General features: G+C 64.4%; 25 protein-coding genes. 13 read left to right on the forward strand and 12 right to left on the reverse strand.

Features of this window, described 5'->3' with window-relative positions; genetic code table 11:
* The 5 genes from PPL01S_RS18595 to PPL01S_RS18615 all read right to left on the reverse strand — a co-directional run bounded on the left by PPL01S_RS18595 (position 1) and on the right by PPL01S_RS18615 (position 4,116).
* On the reverse strand, positions 1 to 1,158 hold the full coding sequence (locus PPL01S_RS18595; protein ID WP_016395567.1) for a phospholipase D-like domain-containing protein: 1,158 nt from the start codon (positions 1,156 to 1,158) through the stop codon (positions 1 to 3).
* Between the two features lies 1 nt (position 1,159).
* The gene (locus PPL01S_RS18600; protein ID WP_016395566.1) at positions 1,160 to 1,741 is read right to left on the reverse strand and encodes a YceI family protein; all 582 of its coding nucleotides are present in this window, start codon (positions 1,739 to 1,741) and stop codon (positions 1,160 to 1,162) included.
* 44 nt (positions 1,742 to 1,785) lie between these two features.
* Positions 1,786 to 2,082, reverse strand: a complete 297-nt coding sequence (locus PPL01S_RS18605; protein ID WP_016395565.1) for a hypothetical protein — start codon at positions 2,080 to 2,082, stop codon at positions 1,786 to 1,788.
* Positions 2,079 to 3,161, reverse strand: coding sequence for a serine hydrolase domain-containing protein (locus PPL01S_RS18610; protein ID WP_028625789.1), 1,083 nt, complete (start codon positions 3,159 to 3,161; stop codon positions 2,079 to 2,081). The genes PPL01S_RS18605 and PPL01S_RS18610 overlap by 4 nt, the downstream gene beginning before the upstream one ends.
* 67 nt (positions 3,162 to 3,228) lie before the next feature.
* On the reverse strand, positions 3,229 to 4,116 hold the full coding sequence (locus PPL01S_RS18615) for an acyl-CoA dehydrogenase middle domain-containing protein (protein WP_016395563.1): 888 nt from the start codon (positions 4,114 to 4,116) through the stop codon (positions 3,229 to 3,231).
* A gap of 144 nt (positions 4,117 to 4,260) precedes the next feature.
* Here PPL01S_RS18615 and olsB point away from each other — a divergent pair, with 144 nt between their 5' ends.
* Both olsB and PPL01S_RS18625 read left to right on the forward strand, forming a co-directional pair.
* Entirely contained in the window at positions 4,261 to 5,016 is a 756-nt protein-coding gene (olsB, locus tag PPL01S_RS18620; protein WP_016395562.1) for an L-ornithine N(alpha)-acyltransferase, read from the forward strand.
* A complete protein-coding gene (locus PPL01S_RS18625; protein WP_016395561.1) occupies positions 5,016 to 5,804 on the forward strand; it encodes a lysophospholipid acyltransferase family protein in 789 nt (262 codons plus the stop codon). The genes olsB and PPL01S_RS18625 overlap by 1 nt, the downstream gene beginning before the upstream one ends.
* Before the next feature lie 21 nt (positions 5,805 to 5,825).
* On the opposite strand, the gene PPL01S_RS18630 is transcribed toward PPL01S_RS18625, so the two are convergent.
* Positions 5,826 to 6,422: an acyl carrier protein phosphodiesterase gene (locus tag PPL01S_RS18630; RefSeq protein WP_016395560.1), complete on the reverse strand. Its 597-nt coding sequence runs from the start codon at positions 6,420 to 6,422 to the stop codon at positions 5,826 to 5,828.
* 150 nt (positions 6,423 to 6,572) lie between these two features.
* On the opposite strand from PPL01S_RS18630, the gene PPL01S_RS18635 reads away from it, so the two are divergent.
* The gene (locus PPL01S_RS18635) at positions 6,573 to 6,875 is read left to right on the forward strand and encodes an ArsR/SmtB family transcription factor (RefSeq protein ID WP_016395559.1); all 303 of its coding nucleotides are present in this window, start codon (positions 6,573 to 6,575) and stop codon (positions 6,873 to 6,875) included.
* 17 nt (positions 6,876 to 6,892) lie between these two features.
* Positions 6,893 to 7,942 (forward strand): alkene reductase, encoded by a 1,050-nt coding sequence (locus PPL01S_RS18640; RefSeq protein ID WP_016395558.1) that lies wholly within the window; start codon positions 6,893 to 6,895, stop codon positions 7,940 to 7,942.
* Between the two features lie 66 nt (positions 7,943 to 8,008).
* On the opposite strand, the gene PPL01S_RS18645 is transcribed toward PPL01S_RS18640, so the two are convergent.
* The 3 genes from PPL01S_RS18645 to PPL01S_RS18655 all read right to left on the reverse strand — a co-directional run bounded on the left by PPL01S_RS18645 (position 8,009) and on the right by PPL01S_RS18655 (position 10,849).
* Positions 8,009 to 8,830, reverse strand: a complete 822-nt coding sequence (locus PPL01S_RS18645; protein ID WP_016395557.1) for a coiled-coil domain-containing protein — start codon at positions 8,828 to 8,830, stop codon at positions 8,009 to 8,011.
* An 87-nt stretch (positions 8,831 to 8,917) separates the two neighbouring features.
* Positions 8,918 to 9,913 (reverse strand): NAD-dependent epimerase/dehydratase family protein, encoded by a 996-nt coding sequence (locus PPL01S_RS18650; protein WP_016395556.1) that lies wholly within the window; start codon positions 9,911 to 9,913, stop codon positions 8,918 to 8,920.
* 45 nt (positions 9,914 to 9,958) lie between these two features.
* Positions 9,959 to 10,849, reverse strand: a complete 891-nt coding sequence (locus PPL01S_RS18655) for a LysR family transcriptional regulator ArgP (RefSeq protein ID WP_016395555.1) — start codon at positions 10,847 to 10,849, stop codon at positions 9,959 to 9,961.
* A gap of 89 nt (positions 10,850 to 10,938) precedes the next feature.
* On the opposite strand from PPL01S_RS18655, the gene PPL01S_RS18660 reads away from it, so the two are divergent.
* The 9 genes from PPL01S_RS18660 to PPL01S_RS18700 all read left to right on the forward strand — a co-directional run bounded on the left by PPL01S_RS18660 (position 10,939) and on the right by PPL01S_RS18700 (position 24,401).
* A complete protein-coding gene (locus PPL01S_RS18660; protein ID WP_016395554.1) occupies positions 10,939 to 11,538 on the forward strand; it encodes a LysE/ArgO family amino acid transporter in 600 nt (199 codons plus the stop codon).
* 286 nt (positions 11,539 to 11,824) lie between these two features.
* Positions 11,825 to 12,421: a superoxide dismutase gene (locus tag PPL01S_RS18665; protein WP_016395553.1), complete on the forward strand. Its 597-nt coding sequence runs from the start codon at positions 11,825 to 11,827 to the stop codon at positions 12,419 to 12,421.
* Between the two features lie 269 nt (positions 12,422 to 12,690).
* Positions 12,691 to 14,742, forward strand: a complete 2,052-nt coding sequence (locus tag PPL01S_RS18670; protein WP_016395552.1) for a putative bifunctional diguanylate cyclase/phosphodiesterase — start codon at positions 12,691 to 12,693, stop codon at positions 14,740 to 14,742.
* Positions 14,743 to 14,902: 160 nt separating this feature from the next.
* Positions 14,903 to 16,240, forward strand: coding sequence for an imelysin family protein (locus PPL01S_RS18675; protein WP_028625788.1), 1,338 nt, complete (start codon positions 14,903 to 14,905; stop codon positions 16,238 to 16,240).
* A gap of 187 nt (positions 16,241 to 16,427) precedes the next feature.
* Positions 16,428 to 17,852, forward strand: coding sequence for a di-heme oxidoreductase family protein (locus tag PPL01S_RS18680; protein WP_016395550.1), 1,425 nt, complete (start codon positions 16,428 to 16,430; stop codon positions 17,850 to 17,852).
* 19 nt (positions 17,853 to 17,871) lie between these two features.
* Positions 17,872 to 18,936, forward strand: coding sequence for an imelysin family protein (locus tag PPL01S_RS18685; protein WP_016395549.1), 1,065 nt, complete (start codon positions 17,872 to 17,874; stop codon positions 18,934 to 18,936).
* Between the two features lie 2 nt (positions 18,937 to 18,938).
* The gene (locus PPL01S_RS18690) at positions 18,939 to 20,036 is read left to right on the forward strand and encodes a DUF1513 domain-containing protein (RefSeq protein WP_016395548.1); all 1,098 of its coding nucleotides are present in this window, start codon (positions 18,939 to 18,941) and stop codon (positions 20,034 to 20,036) included.
* A gap of 158 nt (positions 20,037 to 20,194) precedes the next feature.
* Positions 20,195 to 21,343 (forward strand): efflux RND transporter periplasmic adaptor subunit, encoded by a 1,149-nt coding sequence (locus tag PPL01S_RS18695; protein ID WP_016395547.1) that lies wholly within the window; start codon positions 20,195 to 20,197, stop codon positions 21,341 to 21,343.
* Positions 21,344 to 21,356: 13 nt separating this feature from the next.
* Positions 21,357 to 24,401, forward strand: coding sequence for a multidrug efflux RND transporter permease subunit (locus tag PPL01S_RS18700; RefSeq protein WP_016395546.1), 3,045 nt, complete (start codon positions 21,357 to 21,359; stop codon positions 24,399 to 24,401).
* A 111-nt stretch (positions 24,402 to 24,512) separates the two neighbouring features.
* Here the strand turns inward: PPL01S_RS18700 and PPL01S_RS18705 are convergent, their stop codons facing one another.
* The 3 genes from PPL01S_RS18705 to PPL01S_RS18715 are packed head-to-tail and all read right to left on the reverse strand — an operon-like array spanning position 24,513 to position 26,128.
* A complete protein-coding gene (locus PPL01S_RS18705) occupies positions 24,513 to 24,743 on the reverse strand; it encodes a hypothetical protein (protein WP_016395545.1) in 231 nt (76 codons plus the stop codon).
* Entirely contained in the window at positions 24,740 to 25,441 is a 702-nt protein-coding gene (locus tag PPL01S_RS18710) for a lipopolysaccharide kinase InaA family protein (protein WP_016395544.1), read from the reverse strand. The genes PPL01S_RS18705 and PPL01S_RS18710 overlap by 4 nt, the downstream gene beginning before the upstream one ends.
* A gap of 6 nt (positions 25,442 to 25,447) precedes the next feature.
* Positions 25,448 to 26,128 carry a class I SAM-dependent methyltransferase gene (locus PPL01S_RS18715; RefSeq protein ID WP_016395543.1) on the reverse strand — a complete coding sequence of 227 codons (681 nt, stop codon included), beginning with the start codon at positions 26,126 to 26,128 and terminating at the stop codon, positions 25,448 to 25,450.
* Positions 26,129 to 26,212 lie beyond the last annotated feature (84 nt).

A 26,212-nucleotide genomic window follows, 5' to 3' on the forward strand; every position in this document is an offset into this window, starting at 1 on the left:
TCAGTCGCGCCGGTCGAGCAAATTGACCACCAGCCGGTCCAGCCAGCCCCAAACCCGTTGCTTGACCCGTCGCCACAGGGGACGCGCGTTCCAGTGGTCGAGGTCGACCACCTCGCTCAAGGCGAAATCGCGCTCGAAGCTGGCCTGTACCGCGGCCGTCAGGGGCGGGTCGAGCGCCTCGATGTTGGCCTCCAGGTTGAAGCGCAGGTTCCAGTGGTCGAAGTTGCATGAGCCAATACTGACCCAGTCATCGATCAGGACCATCTTCAAGTGCAGGAAACACGGCTGGTACTCGTAGATGCGCACGCCAGCGCGCAGCAAACGCGGGTAGTAACGGTGGCCCGCATAGCGCACCGAGGGGTGGTCGGTGCGCGGCCCGGTCAGCAACAGGCGCACATCGACGCCTTTGCTGGCGGCCCGGCGCAACGAGCGGCGCACACTCCAGGTCGGCAGGAAGTAAGGCGTGGCCAGCCACACGCGCTGCTTGCCGCTGTTGAGCGCGCGCACCAGCGAATGCAGGATGTCCTGGTGCTGGCGGGCGTCGGCATAGGCCACCCGGCCCATGCCCTGCCCTTGCACCGGCACCTTGGGCAGGCGCGGCAGGCCGAAGCCCTCGGCAGGGCGCCAGGCGGTGCGACGGTTGTTGGCATGCCACTGGCGGTCGAACAGCAATTGCCAGTCGGTTACCACCGGCCCTTGCATCTGCACCATCACTTCATGCCACTCGCTGGTCGCTTCGGACGGTGTCCAGAACTCGTCGGTGACTCCCGTGCCACCCACCACCGCCCACGTTTCGTCCACCAGCAGCAGCTTGCGATGGTCGCGGTACAGGTTGCGAAAGCCGCGTTTCCAGCGCAGGCGGTTGTACCAGCGCAGCAACACACCTGCCTCCACCAGCCGCTCGCGCAGCGCGGAGGTAAAGGCCAGCGCCCCATAGTCGTCGAACAGGCAACGCACCCGCACGCCGCGTCGCGCCGCCTGCTCCAGTACCTCGACCACCGCCTCGGCGCATGCACCGGCCTCGACCAGGTACAGCTCCAGGTCCACCTGGAACTCGGCCCGCGCGATCGCCTGGAGCATGCACGGGAAGAATTCGGGGCCGTCGATCAGCAGTTCGAACTGGTTGCCATCCCGCCAGGGGAAGACCGGCCCCGGCATGTCAGCGAGCGTTGAAGATCAGCACCGCGTTGACCGGTACCGTAGGGTTGATGGAGGTGAGCTTGGCGAACTTGCGCAGGCTTTCCAACCCGGGCAGCAAGGCGAAGTCGTTGGCATTGAGGATCAGCGGCTCGAGGGTCACCACCTGGAATCGCCGCTCATCGAGGCGGGTGGCCAACAGCAGCGCGTTGTAGTTGTGCGACTGGCCACGCACGGTGACGGTGAGCGGCAGACGCAGCTCGATCTGCGCACCGTTGGCCAGGTCATTGATCGGCCGCAGGTCGATCTGCGCCTTCACCGTGGCTTCGGCGAAGCGCTCGACTTCGAACAGGTCGTCGCGCATGCGCTCATCGCGCAGCGGAATGCCGCTGCTGACCGAGTCCATCTCGATACGCAGTGCCGCCGCGCCCTTGCGATCCACCGTGCCATGCATCACCAGGAAGCGATGGACCTCGGCGGTATCGCCGTTCTTGCCACTGATGAACGACAAGCGTGATGACTCGCCATCGAGGTGCCAGTTGGCATGGGCGGGAAGGCACAGGGCCAGCAGCAGGGCCGGCAAAAGACGGGGCAGCTTGAACATGACAGATCTCGTGAAACTTGACCGGCAACCTTAACCGCCCACTGTCATGGCAGCAAGCGGCAACCCTCTTGCGCACCTTGCCAGGCGGCCCGGTTGTGCTGGCCCAGCCCGCCAGCACTGACCACGCGCTGCTGGCTGTCTTCCTCCAGCTGACTCAAGGGTAGCCACTGTTTCACATAAGCGCGGCAATACGCCTGCTCGAAGCCCATGACGAAGCGGCACGAGCAGTACTCCTTCGCCGAATAGGCCGACAGGATGCCGGGGAAATCCGCCAGCGCCTGACGTTCCAGCCAAGCCCAGCCAAACAGCGCGACCACCAGCAGCAACACCAGACGTTTCATGTCCCCTCCCGTGGCAGCGCCGCCAGCACACGCTTGAGCAGCTCGTCATGGCGGTAGCTGCCACCGCGGTCATCGCCGTAGCGCACGATCACCAGTTTCTGCGCGGGCAATACGTAAAGCGCCTGCCCCCAATGACCGAGGGCAGCAAAGGCATCTGCGGGTACGTCGGGCCAAGGTCGAGGGCTGCCCGGCAAGGGCTGGTTCAGCCACCAGTGGCCGCCAGGGTTGGCTTCACCGGGGATGGCCCGGGCCCGGGTGAACAACGCGCGGTTGAAGGCAATCCAGCTTGCCGGCAGCAACTGGCGATCGCGCCAGCGGCCTTCGCGCTGCATCAGCAGGCCGATGCGCGCCAGGTCCCGGGCAGTGAGAAAAAGATAGGAAGAACCGACGAATGTGCCCGTGCCGTCTCGCTCCCAGACTGCGCTGGTGATGCCCAGCGGGGCGAACAGCGCCTGCCACGGGTAGTCGGCATAGGTTTGAGCATCGAGCATGCCGCGCAACGCGGCAGCCAGCACATTGCTATCACCGCTGGAATAGAGAAAACGCAGGCCAGGTGTGTCGGCACTGGGACGGGCTGCCGTGTAGGCCGCCATGTCGTTGCGCCCGCTGGTGTAGAGCATGGCCACGACCGAGGACTTGAGCGGTGCGTACTCGTAGTCTTCCTGCCAATCCAGGCCGCTGGCCCAGTGCAACAAGTCCGCCAGACGCACATCGGGGTGAGCCTGCATCGGTGGATAGAAGCGCGCGGCCGGGTCTTGCAACTGGAACCGGCCCTCGCCCTGGGCGACGCCCAGTACGGTGGCCAGCACGCTCTTGCTCACCGACCAGGTCAGGTGGGCGCTGTTGGCGGTGGTGGGGGGGCTGTAGCGTTCATGGACAATGCGGCCGTCGCGGATGATCAGCAGGGCGTCGGTACGGATGCCGCTGCGTTCGCTGGCGTTGCGTTGCGGGAAGGCGTAGGCGTCGACCGATTGCCAGTTGCTGGACACCGTGTCGATTGGCCAATCGGGGTCGGGCCAGTCTTCGGCCCAGGCAGGCATGGCGAACAGGCTGATGACGGCCAGCAGGGTCTTGAGCATGGGGCTTGCCTTGTTGGGGCTGCACAGCAGCCCCAGGTTCCAAAGGACCCCAGAGCTTCTCAAGCTTTCATGACAACCCTGCTGCAGTCCAAGCCTTGGCCAGACGCTTTTCCCGCGCAGCCGTGGCCAGCGCCAGCACGCCCTGGTCCCGCTGCCACAGCTGCGCCCACTGCACCGGCCCTGCCGACAGCGCCTCGTCGAGCGCCCCTCGCAGCGCCTGGAACTGGGCGAACAAGCCACCCAGCAACAAATGGCAGCCCACACTGTCGGCGCACTGGCGACTCCCCTCGGCGCAGCCCGCCAGCAATCCCAACAGGCGCAAGCGCAAATCCTGCGGCCAGCCACACTCCTGGGCGACGCCATACAGCCAGGCAGCCAACGCCGCCAGCACGTAAAGATCCTCCAGCGAACGGAACGGTTTGACGTAGGCATCCCAACCGTCGCCCGCCAGCAACTCGCAGCTCGCATCCTGCAAGCGCAGCCGCCCATGCCCCACTTCAGGCATCAATGGCAAGGTCGGCAACGCTTCCAGCGTCACCCCAGGCTCGCCGGGGTAGACCACCGTCAAGTTCAACCGCGGCCCTTCGCCCGGCCCTTCGCTGCGCGCTGCCACCAGCAACCATTCGGCATCCAGCCCAGCGGTGACGAAATCCTTGCTGCCATTCAGGCGCAAGCCCTCGAGGCGCGTCTGCATGTCCGCCGGGCGCACGCTGCGCCGCTCCGTGGCGCACAGCGCGCCGAGACTGGCCGGAGCGCTGGGCCAGAGCACGCGCAGGGCTGCCTGGTAGCCCATCAGGAATGCCAGCCCAGGGGTGGCCATGGCGCGGCCTCCCAGCACCGCCAGTTCGAACGGGCAAGCCAAGCCGAGTCGTTCGAGCTGGGCACTGTAGGTCTCGCCAAGGGTGCCAGCCAGCGTCTGGCGCAGAGGGTCGTTGAGTCGTTGCAACCAAGCCATCGCATGCTCCTCGTGGGGCTCTGGGGGCTGTCACGCAAGCATCACCAAAGGTTCACCGGCGTGACACCGCGCCTACCTAGGCTGACTTTGCACAACAAAGCCGACCGGCCGCAACCTTTCATGGCTGGCTTATGGAGACTCGCAATGACTCGGATCGCTCGCTCTGGCGACAACAGCACTGAACGCCGTCTGCAAGCCGAACGCCTGGTTGGAGCAGCCGCCCTGCAAGAAGCACAGGCGCTGCGCTACAAAGTATTCAGCGCGCAATTCAAGGCCAAGCTCAAAGGCGCCGAACAGGGCCTGGACATGGACGACTACGACGTACATTGCCGCCACATCGGCGTGCGCGACCTGAGCACCGGCGAGCTGGTGGCCACCACCCGCCTGCTCGACCACCAGGCTGCCAGCAGCCTGGGGCGTTTCTACAGTGAAGAAGAATTCAGCCTGCACGGCCTGTTGCAACTGCAAGGGCCGATCCTTGAGCTGGGGCGCACCTGTGTCGACCCCGACTACCGCAATGGCGGCACCATCGCCATCCTCTGGGGCGAGCTGGCCGAAGTGCTCAACGAGGGTCGCTACAGTTACCTGATGGGCTGCGCCAGCATCCCGATGCAGGATGGCGGCGTGCAAGCCCATGCAATCATGCAACGCCTGCGCGAACGCTACCTGTGCACCGAACACCTGCGTGCCGAACCGAAGAACCCGCTGCCCTCCCTGGCTCTGCCGAACAACGTCATCACCGAAATGCCGCCGCTGCTCAAGGCTTACATGCGCCTGGGTGCCAAGATCTGCGGAGAGCCCTGCTGGGACGAGGATTTCCAGGTGGCCGATGTATTCATCCTGCTCAAGCGTGACGACCTCTGCCCGCGCTACGCGCGCCACTTCAAGGCGGCCGTCTGATGCCCCGGCTGCGGGTGCTGGCCCGCCTCTCGCGGCTGCTGCTGGTGCTGCTGTTCGGCATGCTCATGGCCAGCGTCATTGCCGTCGGCGAACGCCTGGGGTTCAAGGCGCCACTCGACCGCCGCCAGCGCTGGGCCTGCCTGTTCATGAAGCGCCTGGTAGCCGCCCTGCCCTTCGACGTGCGGGTGATCGGCGAGCTGCCGCAACGGCCGATGCTGTGGGTCAGCAACCATGTCTCGTGGACCGACATTCCGCTACTCGGCATGCTGCTGCCTCTGTCGTTCCTGTCCAAGGCCGAAGTACGTCACTGGCCGCTGGCCGGCTGGCTGGCGGAAAAGGCCGGCACCCTGTTCATCCGCCGTGGCGGCGGCGACGGCCAGCGTTTGCGCGAGCAGATCGCGCAACAGCTGGGCCAGGCACGGCCGCTGCTGATCTTTCCTGAAGGCACCACCACCGACGGGCGCCAGTTGCGCACCTTCCACGGTCGCTTGCTGGCCGGTGCCATCGACCGGGGCATGGCCGTACAACCGGTGGCCATCCAGTATCTGCGGGGGGGCGAACCGGACCCGATTGCGCCGTTCATCGGCGATGACGATCTGGTTTCGCACCTGTTGCGGCTATTCGCCGAACCACGCAGCGAAGTGTGCATTCACCTGTTGCAGCCGATCGGCAGTGTGGGCAAGGAACGTGCGGCGCTGGCGTTCCAGGCGCAGCAGGCGATCGAGGTGGCGCTGTTCGGGGTTGGGGAGGTAGAGGTGGCGCCTCGCAAGCAGGCTCGGGCTGCCTGATCGAGGGTGACTGTACTGGCCTCATCGCCGGCAAGCCGGCGATGGGGCTCGTTTCGCCGCCGCAAATGCCTGCAACTGTGGATAGAAGGCGCGAAAATCCGCCAGCAACGGCTCGTACAACCGTTCCAGCTCGCCCATCACGCCCGTCATCCCCTCCGGCCGCGACAAGCGCCGGGCAATCCCCTTGAACACCTGCTCCAGGGTGACGAAATCGCCATAGGCCCCCAGCCAGTCGTCGGCCGCCATGAACGGCGCAATCCGTGCCAGCCGGCCTGGCAACGCCGGTTCCGCCAGCAACACCCGGTAGAAATCACCCGTGAACTGCGCCAGCGGTTGCTCGGCATAATCCGCCCAATGCCGCGCCAGACAATGGTCGAAGAACACATCCAGGACGATCCCGGCAAAGCGCCGCCGCTCACGCGGAAAGCGCGCCAACGCCGCCAGGACCAGCGGGTGCTGGTCGGTATAGCTGTCGATATGCCGGTGCAAGCGGATGGCCGCCTCGAGGGCAGGCGGGAATCGGCCCTCCAGCGAGCCTTTGACGAAATCGCCATACAGGCTGCCCAGCAGTTGTTGCGGTGCCGGGCCACCCAGGTGCAAATGTGCGAGGTAGTTCATGTGCGCAGTCTAGCACCGGCCTCAGACATATCGTTATAACGCGATATAGCGATTCGTGCTCAGCTAAGCACCCATTCATATTTCAATATCGCGAAACAACGATTTATATTTCGTCCTATCGCGATATACCGGTACATCACGAGTGACGACATGAGCATCGATCTCGACGAAATCATCAAGGCCCTGGCCCATCCGGTCCGACGTGAAATCCTCCACTGGCTGAAAGACCCGGCCGCGCAGTTCCCTGACCAGCACCACAGCACCGAGCAGGGCGTCTGTGCCGGGCAGATCGACCAGCGCTGCGGCCTGTCGCAGTCGACCGTCTCCGCTCACCTGGCCACGTTGCAGCGGGCCGGGCTGATCAGCAGCCAGAAGATAGGCCAATGGCACTTCTTCAAGCGCAATGAAACCCTTATCCAGGCGTTCCTCGAACAGCTGCGCCAAACACTCTGACAAGGCAGGTATTTCCCATGACCACGCTTTTCGATCCGATCCAGCTGGGCGATCTGCAACTGCCCAACCGCATCATCATGGCGCCGCTGACCCGCTGCCGCGCCGACGAGGGCCGGGTGCCCAATGCGCTGATGGCCGAGTACTACGTGCAGCGCGCCAGCGCCGGGCTGATCCTCAGCGAAGCCACTTCGGTATCGCCGATGGGCGTCGGCTACCCGGACACCCCGGGCATCTGGAACGACCAGCAGGTACGCGGCTGGAACAATGTCACCAAGGCCGTGCACGCCGCTGGCGGGCGCATCTTCCTGCAGTTGTGGCATGTCGGCCGCATCTCCCACCCCAGCTACCTGAACGGCGAGTTGCCGGTGGCACCCAGCGCGATCCAGCCCAAGGGCCATGTCAGCCTGGTGCGCCCGATCACCGAGTACCCCACCCCGCGTGCGCTGGAAACCGAAGAAGTCGCCGATATCGTCGAGGCCTACCGCTGCGGGGCCGAGAACGCCAAGGCGGCCGGCTTCGATGGCGTGGAAATCCACGGCGCCAATGGCTATCTGCTCGACCAGTTCCTGCAGAGCAGCACCAATCAGCGCACCGACCGTTACGGTGGTTCTCTGGAAAACCGCGCGCGGCTGCTGCTGGAGGTGACGGATGCGGCCATCGAGATCTGGGGGCCGGGACGGGTGGGCGTGCACCTGGCGCCGCGTGCCGACTCCCATGACATGGGCGACGCCGACCGCGGCGAAACCTTCACCTATGTGGCTCGGGAACTGGGCAAGCGTGGCATCGCCTTCATCTGCTCGCGGGAGAAGCAAGCCGACGACAGCATCGGCCCGCAGATCAAGGCAGCCTTCGGCGGCCCCTACATCGTCAACGAGCGGTTCGACAAGGCCAGTGCCAGTGCCGCCCTGGCCAATGGCAGCGCGGATGCAGTAGCGTTCGGTGTGCCGTTCATCGCCAACCCGGACCTGCCGGCGCGCTTGGCGGCGGATGCGCCACTGAACCAGGCGCATCCGGAGACCTTCTATGCCAAGGGGCCGGTGGGGTATATCGATTATCCGCGGTTGTAAGTGAGATAGCTGGGGCCGCTTTGCGACCCAATCGCCGGCAAGCCGGCGATCAAGGCTCAGCTGATCTCAAGGTCGGGCATTGATCTGCTGCTGCAGGTTCTGGATCTGGCTCTGCAGGGTATTGAGGTTGCGCGTGGTCTGCCCGCGGAAGGCATCGAACTCCTGCACGGTCGCGCCGCTCGAGGAAGACGTGCGGTTCTCCATCTGGGTCTTGAGCACCAGTACGTCCTGTTCAAGGCTGTAGACGGCCGCTTTCAGGTTGCCCTGCTTCTTCAGCGCCGCCACTTCATCGTTCAGGCTCTTGAACTGACCCTCGAGCTTGCCGCCATCCACCTGCCCGGAGCGCAGTGCCGCCAACTCGCCATTCACCGCTTTCAACTGCGCCTGCAACTGAGCCTGCAGCTCGGTAACCGCTTTCTGCTGTTCACGGGTATCGGCCAGCACCTGCTCCAGGCGCTTGCCCAGGTCGCCGGTCTGGCCAGCCACGCCCTGCTGCTGCTTGCCCTGCTCGGCCAGGCTGGACTGCAACTGGCGAATCTGCAGCTTCAACGCCTCGCTGCCGGTATTGACGGTGGATTCGCTGGCGTCGACCTTGCCGCTGATGGCCTGCAAGCGTCCGGCGGCTTCCTCGCTGATGCGGGCAAAGCTTTCCTGGGTAGCCACCAGCTGCTGCTCCATCAGCGAGATCTGCTGGAAACTCCACCCCCCCAACCCCGCCAGGGCAATGAACGATGCTGCCAGCAATGCCCAGAGCGGGCCAGTGCTGACCGGCTTCGCGGCTTTGCGGCGGCTGCGCGAAACGTGTGCGGGCAGCAGTTCATCGTCATCAGGGGTGCCGGCACGCAAGGTGGGCACATCATCGAAATCGTCGTGGGCATCGTTACGCATGGATGGCTTCAACCGCAGTAGTAGCAAAGAGGCATGAGTATAAACCGCTCGCGCGGCGCACTGATGACCATCATCAGCGGGTCAGGTTCACTGGCCAAACGGTTGATGCTTCCACCAGGCGCAGAATTCATCCAGCGCTGTCCACAGGTTCACCTTGGGCTGGTAATCCAGGAATTGGCGGGCGCGGCTGATATCCAGAGTGAAATCGCGGCTCATCACCTGCATTGCGGTGCGCGACAGGGTCGGTTGCGGGCGCCCGGGCCAGAGCATGCAGGCACCCTCGTTCAGCGCGGCCAGGCTGTAGGCCAGGCCGTATGAACGATAACGGGTGACCTGGGGCAGCTGCATCTGGCGCATCACATAGTTCACCACATCCCAGAGCGGCAGCGGGTGGCCGTTGCTGATGTTGTAGGCCTGGCCCAAGGCACGGTCTTCGGCGAACAGCGCACTGAGCAACGCTTCGTTGAGGTTGTGCACACTGGTGAAATCGACCTTGTTCAGGCCGTTGCCGATGATCGCCACGCGGTGCTTGCGCTGCATCTGCATCAGCCGCGGGAAAATGCTGGCGTCACCCGCTCCGGTGACGAAGCGTGGGCGCAGCGCCAGCACCTCCAGGCCGAACTCCTGGGCACCGAACACCTTTTGCTCGGCCAGGTGCTTGGTCAGCGCATAGTGGTCGTGGAAACGGCGCGGCAGCTGATCTTCGCGGATGTCCACACGCGAGCGGCCGTTGAAATAGATCGACGGCGACGACAGGTGCACCAGGCGGCGCACATGTTCCTTGAGGCAGCCCTCGACGACATTTTCGGTGACCACCACGTTGCCTTGGTGGAAGTCCTGGTAGCGCCCCCAGGTACCCACCGCACCGGCGCAATGCACCACGGCCTCGACGCCCTGGCACAGGCGCCGGGCAAGCTCGGCATCGCCCAGGTCGCCGGGGATGAACTGCGCGCCGCGCTTGACCAGGTGCTCGACACCTTCGGCGCGCCGGCCGCTGACCCGCACGTCCAGGCCCTGCTCCAGGGCAAAGCGCGCAAAGCGCCCGCCAATGAAGCCGCTCGCGCCGGTGACCAGAATTCGCATGTATGACTCCGCGTTGATTTCAGATGCAACAGACGCCGGCCACGGCTACAAGGGCACCAGCCAGTGCTGTGCCGTATGCCGCAGGTGCTCGGTCAATTGCGCGAGCAGTTCGCCGCCATTGCGCCAATGATGCCAGTACAGCGGCACATCGATAGGCGTATCGGCACAGATTTCCACCAGTTGACCTCTGGCCAGCTGCTCTCGGGCCTGCAATTCGGGCACCAGGCCCCAGCCCAGGCCCGCCTCGGTCATGCGCAGGAAGCCTTCGGACGAAGGACACAGATGGTGCAGGAAGCCGTCCTGAATGCCCAGCGAAGCCAGGTAACGGTGCTGCAGGAAATCGTCCGGCCCGTAGACGATGGCCGGTGTGCGAGCCAGGCGCCTGGCCTCGAAGCCCTGCGGGAAATACCGCGCCATGAACCCGGGGCTGGCCAGCGCCCGGTAGCGCATGGCGCCCAGGGGCAGGCTGCGCGCGCCGGCCACCGGCCGCTCGCTGCCGCACAGGCAGGCCGCCACTTCACCGGCACGCATGCGCTTGAGGCCGACTTCCTGGTCTTCCACGACCAGGTCGGTCAACAGCTGATGCTCGGCGCAGAATGTGCCCACCGCGCCGGCCCACCAGGTCGCCAGGCTGTCGGCGTTGAGGGCGATGCGCAAGCGCTCGGGCATACCCTCTTCACCCAGGGCCGGCACCTGGCGCTGCAAGTCGCGCTCCAGCAGGCGCACCTGCTGCACATGGTTGAGCAACTGCCGCCCGACCTCGGTCGGACCAGGCGGTGTCGCGCGCACCAGCACCGGCTGGCCGACCCGCGCTTCGAGCAGCTTGATGCGCTGCGAGACGGCCGATTGGGACAGCCCAAGCACCTGCGCGGCGCGCTCGAAACCGCCTTGTTCGATCACCGCCGCGAGGGCGGCCAGCAACTTGTAGTCGAACATCGATTTTCCTAATGACGGATCAGCGTTATTTGTTTTTCTTATACATGGCCAATCCGCACAATGGCCACATCTTCTTTGGAGTTCCTGCCATGTGGCAAAGCTATTTCAACGGCATGCTGGTGGCCTTCGGCCTGATCATGGCCATCGGCGCACAGAACGCCTTCGTCCTCGCCCAGAGCCTGCGGCGTGAGCATCATTTGCCGGTAGCGCTGCTGTGCATCGTCTGCGACGCCATCCTGGTGGCGGCCGGGGTGTTCGGCCTGGCCACGGTGCTGGCGCACAACCCGACGCTGCTCGCCATCGCTCGCTGGGGCGGCGCGGTGTTCCTGATCTGGTACGGGGCCAAGGCGCTGCGCAGCGCCTGTTCCAAACAGAGCCTGCAGCACCAGCAAGGCCAGGGCATGCGCTCCCGTCGCGCGGTGCTGCTCAGTGCCCTGGCGGTGACCCTGCTCAACCCGCACGTCTACCTCGATACCGTGCTGCTGATCGGCTCGCTCGGCGCCCAGCAGACCGTGCCCGGCGCCTATGTAGCCGGTGCCGCAAGCGCCTCGGCGCTGTGGTTCTCGACCCTGGCGATCGGCGCGGCGTGGCTGGCGCCCTGGCTGGCCCGCCCGACCACCTGGCGCATGCTCGACCTGATGGTGGCGGTGATGATGTTCGCGGTGGCTGCGCAGTTGATCTTCAACTGACCTCAAGGGCTTCATCGCCGGCAAGCCGGCTCCCACCAGTGCACCTTGTGGGAGCCGGCTTGCCGGCGATGAGGCCAGTTCAAGCGACATCCCTCCACCGCCGGTCGGCGGCGGCAAACCGCTCCGGAACCTCTATTCCCTATCTTTGTTGCGTGGTTATGAGCCGGGGCTGGTGCTATGATCCAGCCCTTGCGTCGCAAAGAGTACAAACTCGCCGACGCACCTAGGGCCGCCCGTGATCGGCCTTGCGCAAACCGCGAACTAGACCTGAATCAGGAGATCCACCATGGCTTTTGAATTGCCGCCGCTGCCGTACGCCCACGATGCCCTGCAGCCGCACATCTCCAAGGAAACCCTGGAGTATCACCACGACAAGCACCACAACACCTATGTCGTGAACCTGAACAACCTGGTCCCAGGCACCGAATTCGAAGGCAAGACCCTGGAAGAGATCGTCAAGAGCTCTTCGGGCGGCATCTTCAACAACGCCGCTCAAGTCTGGAACCACACCTTCTACTGGAACTGCCTGTCGCCAAACGGCGGCGGCCAGCCGACCGGTGCCCTGGCTGACGCCATCAACGCCGCCTTCGGTTCCTTCGACAAGTTCAAGGAAGAGTTCACCAAGACTTCGGTCGGCACCTTCGGTTCCGGCTGGGGCTGGCTGGTGAAGAAGGCTGACGGTTCCCTGGCCCTGGCCAGCACCATCGGCGCCGGCTGCCCGCTGACCAGCGGCGACAACCCGCTGCTGACCTGCGACGTCTGGGAGCACGCCTACTACATCGACTACCGCAACCTGCGTCCGAAGTACGTCGAGGCGTTCTGGAACCTGGTCAACTGGGCCTTCGTTGCCGAACAGTTCGAAGGCAAGACCTTCAAGGCCTGATCGCTCAAGCCTTGAACAGAAAACCCGGCCTTCGCGCCGGGTTTTTTATGTCATGTCCGTCCACCCGACGGCAAATGACACGCCGGTGGACCAAGCTCTTGCTCCACCGTCATAGCGCGCTAACATCAAAGATCAGGACATTCGCTACAGCGTTCTCAAGTTGCAGGCTCAAGCAACCGATACACTACTCAGGAGCGCCGCACGGCCAATAGTGTATTGCCAACGCTGGTGGCAAAATGATGCCACGCGCATGGATTAAGGAAACCCCATTGAAGCTGGAATTGCGGAACAGCTTATCGGTCAAGTTGCTCAGGGTCGTGCTCCTCTCGGCGCTGGCGGTCGGTGTCGTCCTCAGTTGCGCGCAAATCGTCTACGACGCCTACAAGACCCGCCAAGCCGTCAACAATGACGCCCAGCGCATCCTCGACATGTTCCGTGACCCCTCCACCCAGGCGGTCTACAGCCTCGATCGGGAAATGGGCATGCAGGTCATGGAAGGCCTGTTCCAGGATGAGTCGGTGCGCCAGGCCTCGATCGGCCACCCCAACGAGACCATGCTTGCCGAGAAGTCTCGCCCGCTGCAGGACATGTCGATGCGCTGGCTGACCGACCTGATCCTCGGCCAGGAACGCACCTACACCACCCAACTGGTCGGACGCGGCCCCTACAGCGAGTACTACGGCGATCTGAGCATCACCCTCGACACCGCGTCCTACGGTGAAGACTTCCTGATCAACGCCATCATCATCTTCATTTCCGGCGTGCTGCGTGCAATGGCCATGGGCCTGGTGCTGTACCTGGTCTACCACTGGCTGTTGACCAAGCCGCTGTCGAAGATCATCGAACACCTCACCCAGATCAACCCCGACCGCCCCAGCCAGCACCAGATCCCCCAGCTCAAGGGCCACGAGAAGAACGAGCTGGGCCTCTGGGTCAATACCGCCAACCAGCTGCTGGCCTCGATCGAACGCAACACCCACCTGCGTCACGAGGCCGAGAACAGCCTGCAGCGCATGGCCCAGTACGACTTCCTCAGCGGCCTGCCCAACCGCCAGCAGTTGCAGCAACAGCTCGACAAGATCCTTGCCGATGGCGGCCGCCTGCAGCATCGGGTGGCCGTCCTGTGCGTGGGCCTGGACGATTTCAAGGGCATCAACGAGCAGTTCAGCTACCAGGCCGGCGACCAGCTGCTGCTGGCCTTTGCCGACCGCCTGCGCGCCCACAGTGGTCGCCTCGGTGCCCTGGCGCGGCTGGGGGGCGACCAGTTCGCCCTGGTCCAGGCCAACATCGAGCAGCCGTACGAAGCCGCCGAGCTGGCCCAGAGCATTCTCGACGACCTCGAGATACCCTTCGACCTCGATCACCAGCAGATCCGCCTGCGCGCCACCATCGGCATCACCCTGTTCCCCGAAGACGGTGACAGCACCGAAAAGCTGCTGCAGAAGGCCGAACAGACCATGACCTTGGCCAAGGCCCGTTCGCGCAATCGCTATCAGTTCTACATCGCCAGTGTCGACAGCGAGATGCGCCGGCGCCGCGAGATGGAAAAAGACCTGCGCGAAGCCCTGCCGCGCAACCAGCTGTACCTGGTCTATCAACCGCAGATCAGCTATCGCGACCACCGTGTGGTCGGCGTCGAGGCCCTGCTGCGCTGGCAGCACCCGGAACTGGGCATGGTCCCGCCCGACCAGTTCATCCCCCTGGCCGAGCAGAACGGCAGCATCATCGGCATCGGCGAATGGGTCCTCGACCAGGCCTGCCGGCAACTGCGCGAATGGCATGACCTGGGCTTCAGCGAACTGCGCATGGCGGTCAACCTGTCCACCGTGCAGTTGCACCACAACGAGCTGCCGCGCGTGGTCAACAACCTGCTGCAGGCTTACCGCCTGCCGCCGCGCAGCCTGGAGCTGGAGGTCACCGAAACCGGCCTGATGGAGGACATCAGCACCGCTGCCCAGCACCTGCTCAGCCTGCGCCGCTCGGGGGCGATGATCGCCATCGACGACTTCGGCACCGGCTACTCGTCGCTGAGCTACCTGAAATCGCTGCCGCTGGACAAGATCAAGATCGACAAGAGCTTCGTCCAGGACCTGCTCGACGACGATGACGACGCCACCATCGTTCGCGCCATCATCCAACTGGGCAAGAGCCTGGGCATGCAGGTGATCGCCGAAGGCGTGGAGACGGCCGAGCAGCAAAGCTACATCATCGCCCAGGGCTGCCACGAAGGTCAGGGTTACCTCTACAGCAAGCCGTTGCCGGCGCGCGAGCTGACCCATTTCCTCAAGCAGGCGCAGCGCAATCAGGTTTCCGCGCTGTAGCGCCAGCACCCCGGGTTACAGGCCATGACGCGCATTTGCACGAATTGCGCGCTGGCCCCTTTACAGCAAATGCAAATCTTTCGCATGATGTTGCCGTTTCGCGTGCCACGGCGCACGGCCTAACCCCTTGGTCCAACCACACGACGCAGGAAAACCAATAATGATTCGTATGCCTCTGGCCTCGGCCAGTCTGCTGGCCATCGCCATCGCCCTCGCCGGTTGCGGCGAAAGCAAGGATGAAAAGGCTGCCGCCCCGCAAGCACAGGCACCTGCTGCCGCCAGCACCACCGCTGCGGCGCCTGGGGCTGTCGACGAAGTGGCCGGCAAGGCCGTGGTCAAGCATTACGCCGACATGGTCTACGCCGTGTACAGCGACTCGCTGAGCACTGCCAAGACCCTGCAGAGCGCCATCGACGCATTCCTCGCCAAGCCCAACGACGACACCCTGAAGGCCGCCAAGGCCGCCTGGGCAGCCGCACGCGTACCGTACCTGCAGAGCGAGGCGTTCCGCTTCGGCAACACCATCATCGACGACTGGGAAGGCCAAGTGAACGCCTGGCCCCTGGACGAAGGCCTGATCGACTACGTCGACAAGAGCTACGAGCACGCCCTGGGCAACCCGGCCGCCAGCGCCAACATCATCGCCAACACCCAGGTGCAGGTTGGCGAAGAAAAGGTCGACGTCAAGGACATCACCGCCGAGAAACTGGCCAGCCTGAACGAGCTGGGCGGTTCCGAAGCCAACGTCGCCACCGGCTACCACGCCATCGAATTCCTGCTCTGGGGCCAGGACCTCAACGGCACCGGCCCAGGCGCCGGTGTCCGCCCGGCTTCGGACTACCTGGAAGGCAAAGGCGCCACCGGTGGCCACAACGACCGTCGTCGTGCCTACCTGAAGGCGGTGACCGAACTGCTGGTCAAGGACCTCGAAGAGATGGTCGGCAACTGGGCACCGAACGTAGCCGACAACTACCGCGCCACCCTGGAAGCCGAACCTGTGGCCGACGGCCTGCGCAAGATGCTGTTCGGCATGGGCAGCCTGTCGCTGGGCGAACTGGCCGGCGAGCGCATGAAGGTCTCGCTGGAAGCCAACTCGCCGGAAGACGAGCAGGATTGCTTCAGCGACAACACCCACTACTCGCACTTCTATGACGCCAAGGGCATCCGCAACGTCTACCTGGGCGAGTACACCCGTGCCGACGGCACCAAGATGACCGGCCCGAGCCTGTCGTCGCTGGTGGCCAAGGCCGACCCGGCAGCCGATGCGACCCTCAAGGCCGACCTGGAAGCCACCGAGGCGAAGCTTCAGGTGATCGTCGACCACGCGCTCAAGGGCGAGCACTACGACCAGCTGATCGCCGCCGACAACGCTGCCGGCAACCAGATCGTGCGGGATGCCATTGCCTCCCTGGTCAAGCAGACCGGTGCCATCGAGCAGGCTGCTGGCAAGCTGGGTATCGCCAACCTGAACCCGGATACTGCCGACCACGAGTTCTGATTCGGGCGGTTGTGGTTCTGAAAATGAGGCGGCCTTCGGGTCGCCTTTTTTCTTTCGGGCCCTATCGCCGGCAATTGGGCCCGAGCTGACGCCAATTTCATCTGGCAATTGCAAATTGCTCTTATTCAAACATCCCTGTCCTGCTAAGCTTGCACGCCGGTTTTATAGTCCACGCCCAGGATTGTGCATGTCCTCGTCGCTGTCCCGAATCTCCTTGCTGCTGGCCCTCGCCCTCGCTGCCTGTGACGACGCCCCGCGTTTCACCCAGGCCGAGCCCGGCGAAGCGTTGTCAGCTGGCCAGGCGACCGTCCAGCGCAGTGACCGCAATGCCTTTTCCCTGCCCTCGGCCAACCTGTCGCCCGAGCGGCGCCTGGACTTCGCCGTCGGCAACAGCTTCTTCCGCAGCCCCTGGGTGATCGCCCCCTCCACCACCACCGCGCGCGACGGCCTGGGCCCGCTGTTCAATACCAATGCCTGCCAGAACTGCCATGTGCGCGACGGCCGCGGCCACCCACCGGAGCCTGACGACAGCAACGCAGTGGGCATGCTGGTGCGCCTGTCGATCCCCGACCAGCCGTACCTGGCCAAGCAGATCGAGCGCCTGGGCGTGGTGCCCGAACCGGTCTACGGCACCCAGCTGCAAGACATGGCCATCCCAGGCGTGGCCCCCGAGGGCAAGGTGCGGGTGAGCTATGACAACGAGACCGTCACCTTCAAAGATGGCCAGCAGGTCGAACTGCGTCGTCCGACCCTGCAGATCAGCCAGCTCGGTTATGGGCCGATGCACCCGGACACCCGCTTCTCGGCCCGGGTGGCGCCACCGATGATCGGCCTGGGCCTGCTCGAAGCCATCCCCGAAGCCGACCTCCTCGCCAATGAAGACCCGGACGATCTCAACCGCGACGGCATTCGCGGCCGCGCCAACCGCGTGTGGGACGACGCCCTGGGCAAGACCGTGGTCGGCCGCTTCGGCTGGAAAGCCGGGCAACCCAATGTCAATCAGCAGAACGTGCATGCCTTCGCCGGCGACATGGGCCTGACCAGTACCCTGCTACCGCAGGACGACTGCACCCCGGCGCAGACCGCCTGCCTGGCTGCCGCCAATGGCGACGGCACTGGCGGCGAAAAGGAAGTGAGCGACAACATCCTGCGCCTGGTCACCTTCTATACCCGCAATCTCGGCGTGCCGGCCCGACGAGAGGTCGACGCGCCGCAGGTGCTGGCCGGCAAGAACCTGTTCTTCGAGGCCGGCTGCCAAGGCTGCCACACCCCGCAGTTCACCACGGCCAGCGACGCCGCCGAACCCGAGCTGGCCGGGCAACTGATCCGCCCCTACAGCGACCTGCTGCTGCACGACATGGGCCCGGGCCTGGCCGACGAGCGTACCGAATTCGCCGCCAACGGCCAGGACTGGCGCACCCCACCGTTGTGGGGCATCGGCCTGAACGAGACGGTCAGTGGCCACACCCAGTACCTGCACGACGGCCGCGCCCGCAACCTGCTCGAGGCCGTGCTCTGGCACGGCGGCGAAGCGCAGGCGGCGCGCGACCACGTCTTGACCTTCAATGCCGAGCAGCGCGCCGCGCTGCTGGCGTTCCTGAACTCACTTTGAAACGCGCAAGGAGCCGGGCATGTTCCGACCCAAACTGTTGTTCACAAGCCTCGCCGCACTCGCCCTCGGTGCCTGTTCGCCGCAGGACCCGCAGGCGGTGACGTCCGCCGCCATCGCCAAGCAGGTGATCCTGCCGACCTACAGCCGCTGGGTCGAAGCCGACCGCCAGTTGGCCAGCAGCGCCCTGGCCTATTGCGAAGGCAAGGCAAGCCTGGAAACCGCCCGCGCCGACTTCCTCAATGCGCAAAAGGCCTGGGCCGAGCTGCAGCCTCTGCTGGTCGGCCCGCTGGCCGAAGGCAACCGCGCCTGGCAAGTGCAGTTCTGGCCCGACAAGAAGAACCTGGTCGGCCGCCAGGTCGAGCAACTGGTCAACGGCGACAAGCCCGTCGATGCCGCCTCGCTGGCCAAGGCCAGCGTCGTCGTGCGCGGCCTGTCGGCCTACGAGTACATCCTCTTCGACAGCAAGCCGGACATCGCCAGCGCCGAGCAGAAGGCCCGCTACTGTCCGCTGCTGGTCGCCATCGGTGAACACCAGAAGGCGCTTGCCGAAGAGATTCTCAAGGGCTGGAACAGCACCGACGGCATGCTCTCGCAGATGACCAAGTTCCCCAACCAGCGCTACGCCGATTCCCACGAAGCGATCGCCGACCTGCTGCGTGCCCAGGTCACCGCCCTGGACACCCTGAAGAAGAAGCTTGGCGCGCCCATGGGCCGCCAGAGCAAGGGCATCGCGCAACCGCTGCAGGCCGAAGCCTGGCGCAGCCATGCCTCGCTCAAGAGCCTCGAGGCCAGCCTCAAGGCTGCCCAGGCCGTCTGGGTCGGGGTCGACAACCAGGGCCTGCGCGGCCTGTTGGGCAGTGACCAGAAAGCCTTGGCACAGAAGATCGACGACGCCTACGCCAGCGCCCTCAAGCTGCTGGCCGACAACCAGAAGACCCTGGGCGAGCTGCTGGCCGACGACGCCGGCCAGCAGAGCCTGAACCAGATCTACGAAGCGCTCAACGTCGTCCACCGCCTGCACGAAGGCGAACTGGCCAAGGCGCTGAACATTCAACTGGGCTTCAATGCCAACGACGGTGACTGATCATGCTGCGACGCCAGGCAATCAAACTCGGTAGCGTTTTGCTCAGCGCCCTGACCCTGGGCGGCTGGAGCCTGTTTCGCAACAAAGGCAGCGAACCCTTGCTGCTGTCGGCGCGTGACGATGGCGACGGCAAGCATTACGCCGTCGGGTTCCGCCTGGACGGCACCCAGGTGTTCAGCACCCAGGTGGCCCAGCGTTGCCACGCCATCATCAACCACCCGAGCCTGCCGATCGCCCTGTTCGTCGCACGCCGTCCCGGCACCGAAAGCTACCTGGTCGACTTGCGCGACGGGCGCCTGCTGCAAACCGTCACCTCGCAGCCGAACCGGCACTTCTACGGCCACGCGGTGATCCACAACGGCGGCGAATGGCTGTATGCCACCGAGAACGACACCACCGACCCGGGCCGCGGCGTGCTGGGCGTCTACCGCTTCGACGGTGAACGCCTGGTGCATACCGGTGAAATCCCGACCCACGGCATCGGCCCCCATGAAGTGGCCTGGTTGCCCGACGGGGAAACCCTGGTGGTGGCCAACGGCGGCATTCGCACCGAGGCCGAAAGCCGGGTCGAGATGAACCTCGATGCCATGCAGCCGAGCCTGGTGCTGATGCAGCGCGACGGCACCCTGCTGAGCAAGGAAACCCTGGCCCAGCAGATGAACAGCGTGCGCCACCTGGCCATTGGCAGCGACGGCACCATCGCCGCTTGCCAGCAGTTCATGGGCGATGCCGACGAAACTGCCGAACTGCTGGCGATCAAGCGCCCGGGTGAGCCGTTCAAGGCATTCCCGGTGCCAGAGCGGCAATTGCAATCGATGGCCCAGTACACCGCCAGCGTGGCCATCCACAGCGACCTTCGCCTGGTGGCGTTGACCGCGCCACGGGCCAACCGGCTGTTCATCTGGGACCTGGACAGCGGCGCGGTGAAGCTGGATGCGCCGATGCCCGATTGTGCGGGGGTTGGTGCGGTGAAGGAGGGTTTCGTGGTGACCTCCGGGCAGGGGCGTTGCCGGTTCTATGATTGCCGCCAAGCTGAATTGATCGGGCAACCGATGAACCTGCCTTCCGGGTTCTGGGACAACCACCTGCACCTGGCCTGAGCCGCCCTCATCGCCGGCAAGCCGGCGATAGGGCCGCTTCAGACAATCCATTTCCCCCCCAGCAAAAAACAGTCGATACTTCCTCCATCCGCACGTGGGCAGGATCGCCCGTTGTCGTGTCAAACGAATAACAATCACGTATCCAAGGAACCGGACTTATGCTGCGCCGCCGCATGCTCATCATGTTGGCCGTCGTTGTGCTGATCGTGCTGGCCCTGGGGGGTTACAAGGCATTCTCGATCTACCAGCAGATCCAGATGTTCTCGGCCCCGAAGCCACCCATCACCGTGGCTGCGGCCTTGGCCGAAGAGCGCCAATGGCAGGAGCGCCTGCCCGCCGTCGGCAGCCTCAAGGCCCTGCAGGGCGTCGAACTGAGCCTCGAGGTGGAAGGGATCGTCAAATCCCTGCACTTCGACTCTGGCCAGAAGGTCAAGGCCGGCCAGTTGCTGCTGCAGCTCAACGACGACCAGGAGACTGCCCTGCTGGGCACCGCCCAGGCCGACCTGGGCCTGGCCAAGGTCGACTTCGGTCGCGGCAGCCAGCTGGTGGGCGACTCGGCCATCTCCCGGGGCGAGTTCGATCGCCTTACCGCCCAGTACCGGCGCAACCAGGCCGTGGTCGACCAGCTCAAGGCATCGAAGACCAAGAAGAGCATCAGCGCCCCGTTCAGCGGCACCATCGGCATCCGTCAGGTGGATGTCGGCGACTACCTGGCCGCCGGTACGGTGATCGCCACCCTGCAGGACCTGTCCAGCCTCTATGTCGATTTCAACGTGCCGGAACAGGCACTGCCGCACCTGAGCCTCGGCCAGCAGGTGCAGGTCCAGGTGGCCGCGTATCCGGGCCAGACCTTCCCCGCCAGCCTCAGCGCGATCAACCCCAAGGTCGAGGAAAGCACGCGCAACCTGCTGGTACGCGCGACCATGGCCAATCCCGACGGCAAGCTGCTGCCGGGCATGTTCGCCAACCTGCTGGTGCTGCTGCCTGACCCGCGCCCACAGGTGGTGGTACCGGAAAGCGCAATCACCTACACGCTCTATGGCAACTCGGTGTATGTCGCCACCCCCGCAAAGGACAAGGACGGCAACCCGCAGCAGGATGAGGGCGGCCAGGCGAAACTCACTGCCGAGCAACGCACCGTGCAGACCGGCGAGCGCCGAGACGGCGTGGTGGTCGTCACCAAGGGGCTGAAGGCGGGCGAACAGGTGGTCACCGCCGGGCAGCTCAAGCTCACCCCCGGTGCGGCCATCCGCATCGGCCAGGACAACGCGCTCAAGCCCGAGCAGAGCGCCCCGCGCGCGGACTGACGAGGAGGCAGGCATGGCGTTCACCGACCCGTTCATCCGTCGCCCGGTACTGGCCAGCGTGGTCAGCCTGCTGATCCTGCTGCTGGGCTTCCAGGCCTGGAGCAAGCTGCAGATCCGCCAGTACCCGCAAATGGAGAACGCCCTGATCACGGTGACCACCGCCTACCCCGGGGCCAACGCCGAGACCATCCAGGGCTACATCACCCAGCCGCTGCAGCAGAGCCTGGCCAGTGCCGAAGGCATCGACTACATGACCTCGGTGAGCCGGCAGAATTTCTCGATCATCTCCATCTATGCGCGCATCGGGGCCGACAGCGACCGGCTGTTCACCGAGCTGCTGGCCAAGGCCAACGAAGTGCGCAACCAGCTGCCGCAGGACGCCGAAGACCCGGTGCTGAGCAAGGAAGCCGCCGACGCCTCGGCGCTGATGTACATCAGCTTCTACAGCAAGGACATGAGCAACCCGCAGATCACCGACTACCTGTCGCGGGTCATCCAGCCGAAGCTGGCCACCTTGCCGGGCATGGCCGAGGCGGAAATCCTCGGCAACCAGGTGTTCGCCATGCGCATCTGGATCGACCCGGTGAAGCTGGCAGGCTTCGGCCTTTCGGCCGTCGATGTGACCAACGCCGTGCGCCGCTACAACTTCCTTTCCGCTGCGGGCGAGGTGAAAGGCGAATACGTGGTCACCAGCATCAACGCCAGCACCGAACTCAAATCGGCCGAGGCCTTCGCCGCGCTGCCGGTCAAGACCGCAGGCGACAGCCGGGTACTGCTGGGCGATGTGGCACGGGTCGAGATGGGGGCGGAGAACTACGACACAGTCAGCTCGTTCGACGGCATCCCGTCGGTGTACATCGGCATCAAGGCCACCCCCGCCGCCAACCCGCTGGAGGTGATCAAGGAAGTCCGGCGCATCATGCCGGAGCTCGAGAGCCAGCTGCCGTCGGCGCTCAAGGTATCGATCGCCTACGATGCCACGCTGTTCATCCAGGCCTCCATCGACGAGGTGATCAAGACCCTCGGCGAAGCGGTGCTGATCGTCATCGTGGTGGTATTCCTGTTCCTGGGGGCCCTGCGGTCGGTGCTGATCCCGGTGGTGACCATTCCGCTGTCGATGATCGGCGTGCTGTTCTTCATGCAGATGATGGGCTACTCGCTGAACCTGCTGACCCTGTTGGCGATGGTGCTGGCCATCGGTCTGGTGGTGGACGATGCCATCGTCGTGGTGGAGAACATCCATCGCCACATGGAAGAAGGCAAGTCCCCCTTCGACGCAGCCCTTGAGGGTGCCAGGGAAATCGCCATGCCCGTGGTGTCGATGACCATCACCCTGGCGGCGGTGTATGCGCCGATCGGCTTCCTCACCGGCCTCACGGGCGCCTTGTTCAAGGAATTCGCCCTGACCTTGGCGGGGGCGGTGATCATCTCTGGCATCGTCGCCCTGACCCTGTCGCCGATGATGTGCGCCCTGCTGCTGCGCCAGGAGCAGAACCCCAGCGGCCTGGCCCATCGCCTGGACCAGCTGTTCGAGCGCCTGAAGGTGCGCTACCAGCACCTGCTGCATGCCACCCTGGACAGCCGCCCGGTGGTGCTGGTGTTCGCCGTGATCATCCTGTGCCTGATCCCGGTGCTGCTCAAGTTCACCCAGAACGAACTGGCGCCCAACGAGGACCAGGGCGTGATCTTCATGATGAGCAACTCGCCGCAGCCGGCCAACCTCGACTACCTCAATGCCTACACCGACCAGTTCACGCCGCTGTTCAAGGCCTTTCCCGAGTATTACTCGTCGTTCCAGATCAATGGGTTCAACGGCGTCCAGAGTGGTATCGGTGGTTTCCTGCTCAAGCCCTGGAACGAGCGTGAGCGCACGCAGATGGAGGTATTGCCGCTGGTGCAGGCCAAGCTCGAGGAAATCGGCGGCCTGCAGATATTCGGCTTCAACCTGCCATCGCTGCCGGGCACTGGCGAAGGCCTGCCGTTCCAGTTCGTGATCAATACCGCCGGCGACTATCCGGCCCTGCTGGAGGTGGCCCAACGGGTCAAGGAGCGGGCCCAGGCGTCGGGCAAGTTCGCCTTCCTCGACATCGACCTGGCCTTCGACAAGCCCGAAGTGGTGGTCGATATCGACCGCTCCAAGGCGGCGCAGATGGGCGTGTCCATGGACACCCTGGGCGGTACCCTGGCGACCTTGCTTGGTGAAGCGGAAATCAACCGGTTTACCCTCGAAGGCCGTAGCTACAAGGTGATCGCCCAGGTCGAACGGCCCTACCGTGACAACCCTGGCTGGCTCAACAGCTACTACGTGAAGAATGACCAGGGCCAGTTGCTGCCGCTGTCGACCCTGATCACCCTGAGCGACCGCGCCCGGCCGCGCCAGCTCAACCAGTTCCAGCAACTCAATTCGGCGATCATCCAGGGCGTACCGATGGTCAGCATCGGTGAAGCGCTGCAGACCGTGAGCGATATCGCCCGCGAGGAAGCCCCGGAGGGGTTCTCCTTCGATTACGCCGGTGCCGCGCGCCAGTATGTCCAGGAAGGCAGTGCGCTGTGGGTGACCTTTGGCCTGGCGCTGGCGATCATTTTCCTGGTGCTGGCGGCACAATTCGAAAGCTTCCGCGATCCGCTGGTGATCCTGGTGACGGTGCCATTGTCGATATGCGGGGCGCTGTTGCCGCTGTTCCTGGGTATTTCCAGCATGAACATCTACACCCAGGTAGGGTTGGTCACGCTGATCGGCCTGATCAGCAAGCACGGCATCCTGATCGTCGAGTTCGCCAACCAGTTGCGTGAGGAGCGCGGCCTGAGCGTACGTGAGGCCATCGAGGAAGCGGCGGCCATTCGCCTGCGGCCGGTGCTGATGACCACCGCGGCGATGGTGTTTGGCATGGTGCCGCTGATCCTGGCGACGGGGGCCGGGGCCGTGAGCCGGTTCGATATCGGCACGGTGATTGCGACCGGGATGTCGATCGGGACGCTGTTCACGTTGTTCGTGTTGCCCTGTATCTACACGCTGTTGGCGCACAAGAGTAAAGCCCCGGAGCCTGCAATTGCCTGATCTGGCCTCAGCGCCGCGGACATTTGTGGGAGCCGGCTTGCCGGCGATGAAGCCAACATGGAAAAAGCAGAAGCCCCGCATCAGCGGGGCTTCATGTTGCTCGAACCAGGCTCAGCCGGAAGCCCGCAGCCCTTGGTGCATGCCGAACAGGAACAGCAGCAGGTCCTGGTCAGGCCGGACCTGCGCCTGTTCCTGCTTGACGACCCGCGGCAAGGCGCACTGGTCGGCCATCTCGGCCTTGCTGAAGACCACAGGCCGTGGTTCTTCCCAGGCGGCGAACGCCACCGTGGTCACGGCCAAACCGGCCACCAGGAACAAAGCTCGAGCGATTTCTAGTTTCATTGCCCTAACCCTTTGACAGCGCTGCCAAACGCCATTTGGTAAAAATAGAGCAGCGATTGCCATTCGGTGTCATCGAGCGACGAATGGCGGCGCAACTGGCGAAGGTCGTTGCCCGCCGCGCGCTGGCAGCTGATGCGCCGGCGGCATTTTTCAAGATCGAGCAAGGCCACCTCGACGCGAGCCTGCTCGCCCTCGCCGATCACCTTGATGAACACGTGCTTGCCGTAGAGGCAACCATGCTGCCAATGCCCCAGGTGCATGCGCGCCAGGTTGTCGGCCAGATCCTTGAGCATGCGCTCGTGCACCACCTGCGGATAACGCTCCCGGGCGCCCTCGGCGTGCCAGGTGTCGAGTTCGACAAAGCCATCCAGCGCTTCGCTGACCAACAGTGCGCGCCATTGGTGATCGGCATCGCGCTCGGCACCGCAGAAGACGATGCGCGGTACACGCACGCCCAGCTGCTCGAAGCTGTTCAATGCATCGAGCTCACGCAGCACGGTCGGTCGGCCGAACGGATGCAGCAGGCTTCGGTAGATGTGCCCGACCTGACGCTTGGCATACAACATCTTGCCATTGGCATCGTTCAGCCGCTGCACACCGCTTTCACCACCGCGCCGCTGGTTGGGCTCCTCGACCCATTCGCCCTGCTGGCGCCAGTAAAAATCGAACCGTGACTCCTCACGCTGGGCTACAGCCATCAAACACTACCCCTTACGCAATACATAAACCCGCCACATGGCATAGAACGGGAGGAAGTCGAGGCGTTCCTGGATTCTGAAGCCGGCGGCCTTGAATTCTTCTTCAACCGTTTCGGTCGGTAACACGAAACGATTCTGGTAGCTGTCCTGCTCGGCCTTGGCGTTGCGCTTTTGCTCGAGCTTCTTGCGCCGCCAGGCCTTGAAGTTGCCATCCACCCACAATGACAGGATTACACTGTCACGGCTAACCCTTTGAAATTCAGACAGAATCGTCTTGCGGTGGGCCGCGTCGCCGATGTGATGAAGCAGGCGCATGCAGAAGATACTGTCGACCGAGTTGTCCGGCAGGTCGATGGCGAATGCCGATGTCTGCAAAGGGCGTACCCGTGCCACCACCTCCGGCGGTTGCGAGGCGCAGGCTGTCTGGATCATCGCTTCGGAGTTGTCGGCACCAATGATCACCCGGTTCGGCTTTTCCGCCAGCAGGGGCCAGAACCGGCCCGCGCCGCAAGGCAGGTCAAGCACGAGGCCCGGTTCTCCTGCCAGCGCCAGGGCACGGCGTGCCAGCTGTTCGTCGCGTTTGTGGGACATGCGACGAGCCAGGCCATCCTGGTGCTTGAGGAAGTACTCCTGAGCGTGTTGCTGGTCGTACTTCTCGGAAAATTCGAGCTTGATCGGGTTGCGCATTGTGCGTCTCCAGGCTTGCAGTGCGCTCACCTTAGGAAACGAAGCGTGGGAAACAGGTTATGCCAATGTGAAAAAAATGTTATC

The sequence above is a fragment of the Pseudomonas plecoglossicida NBRC 103162 = DSM 15088 genome (assembly GCF_000730665.1).
Classification (GTDB): domain Bacteria; phylum Pseudomonadota; class Gammaproteobacteria; order Pseudomonadales; family Pseudomonadaceae; genus Aquipseudomonas; species Aquipseudomonas plecoglossicida.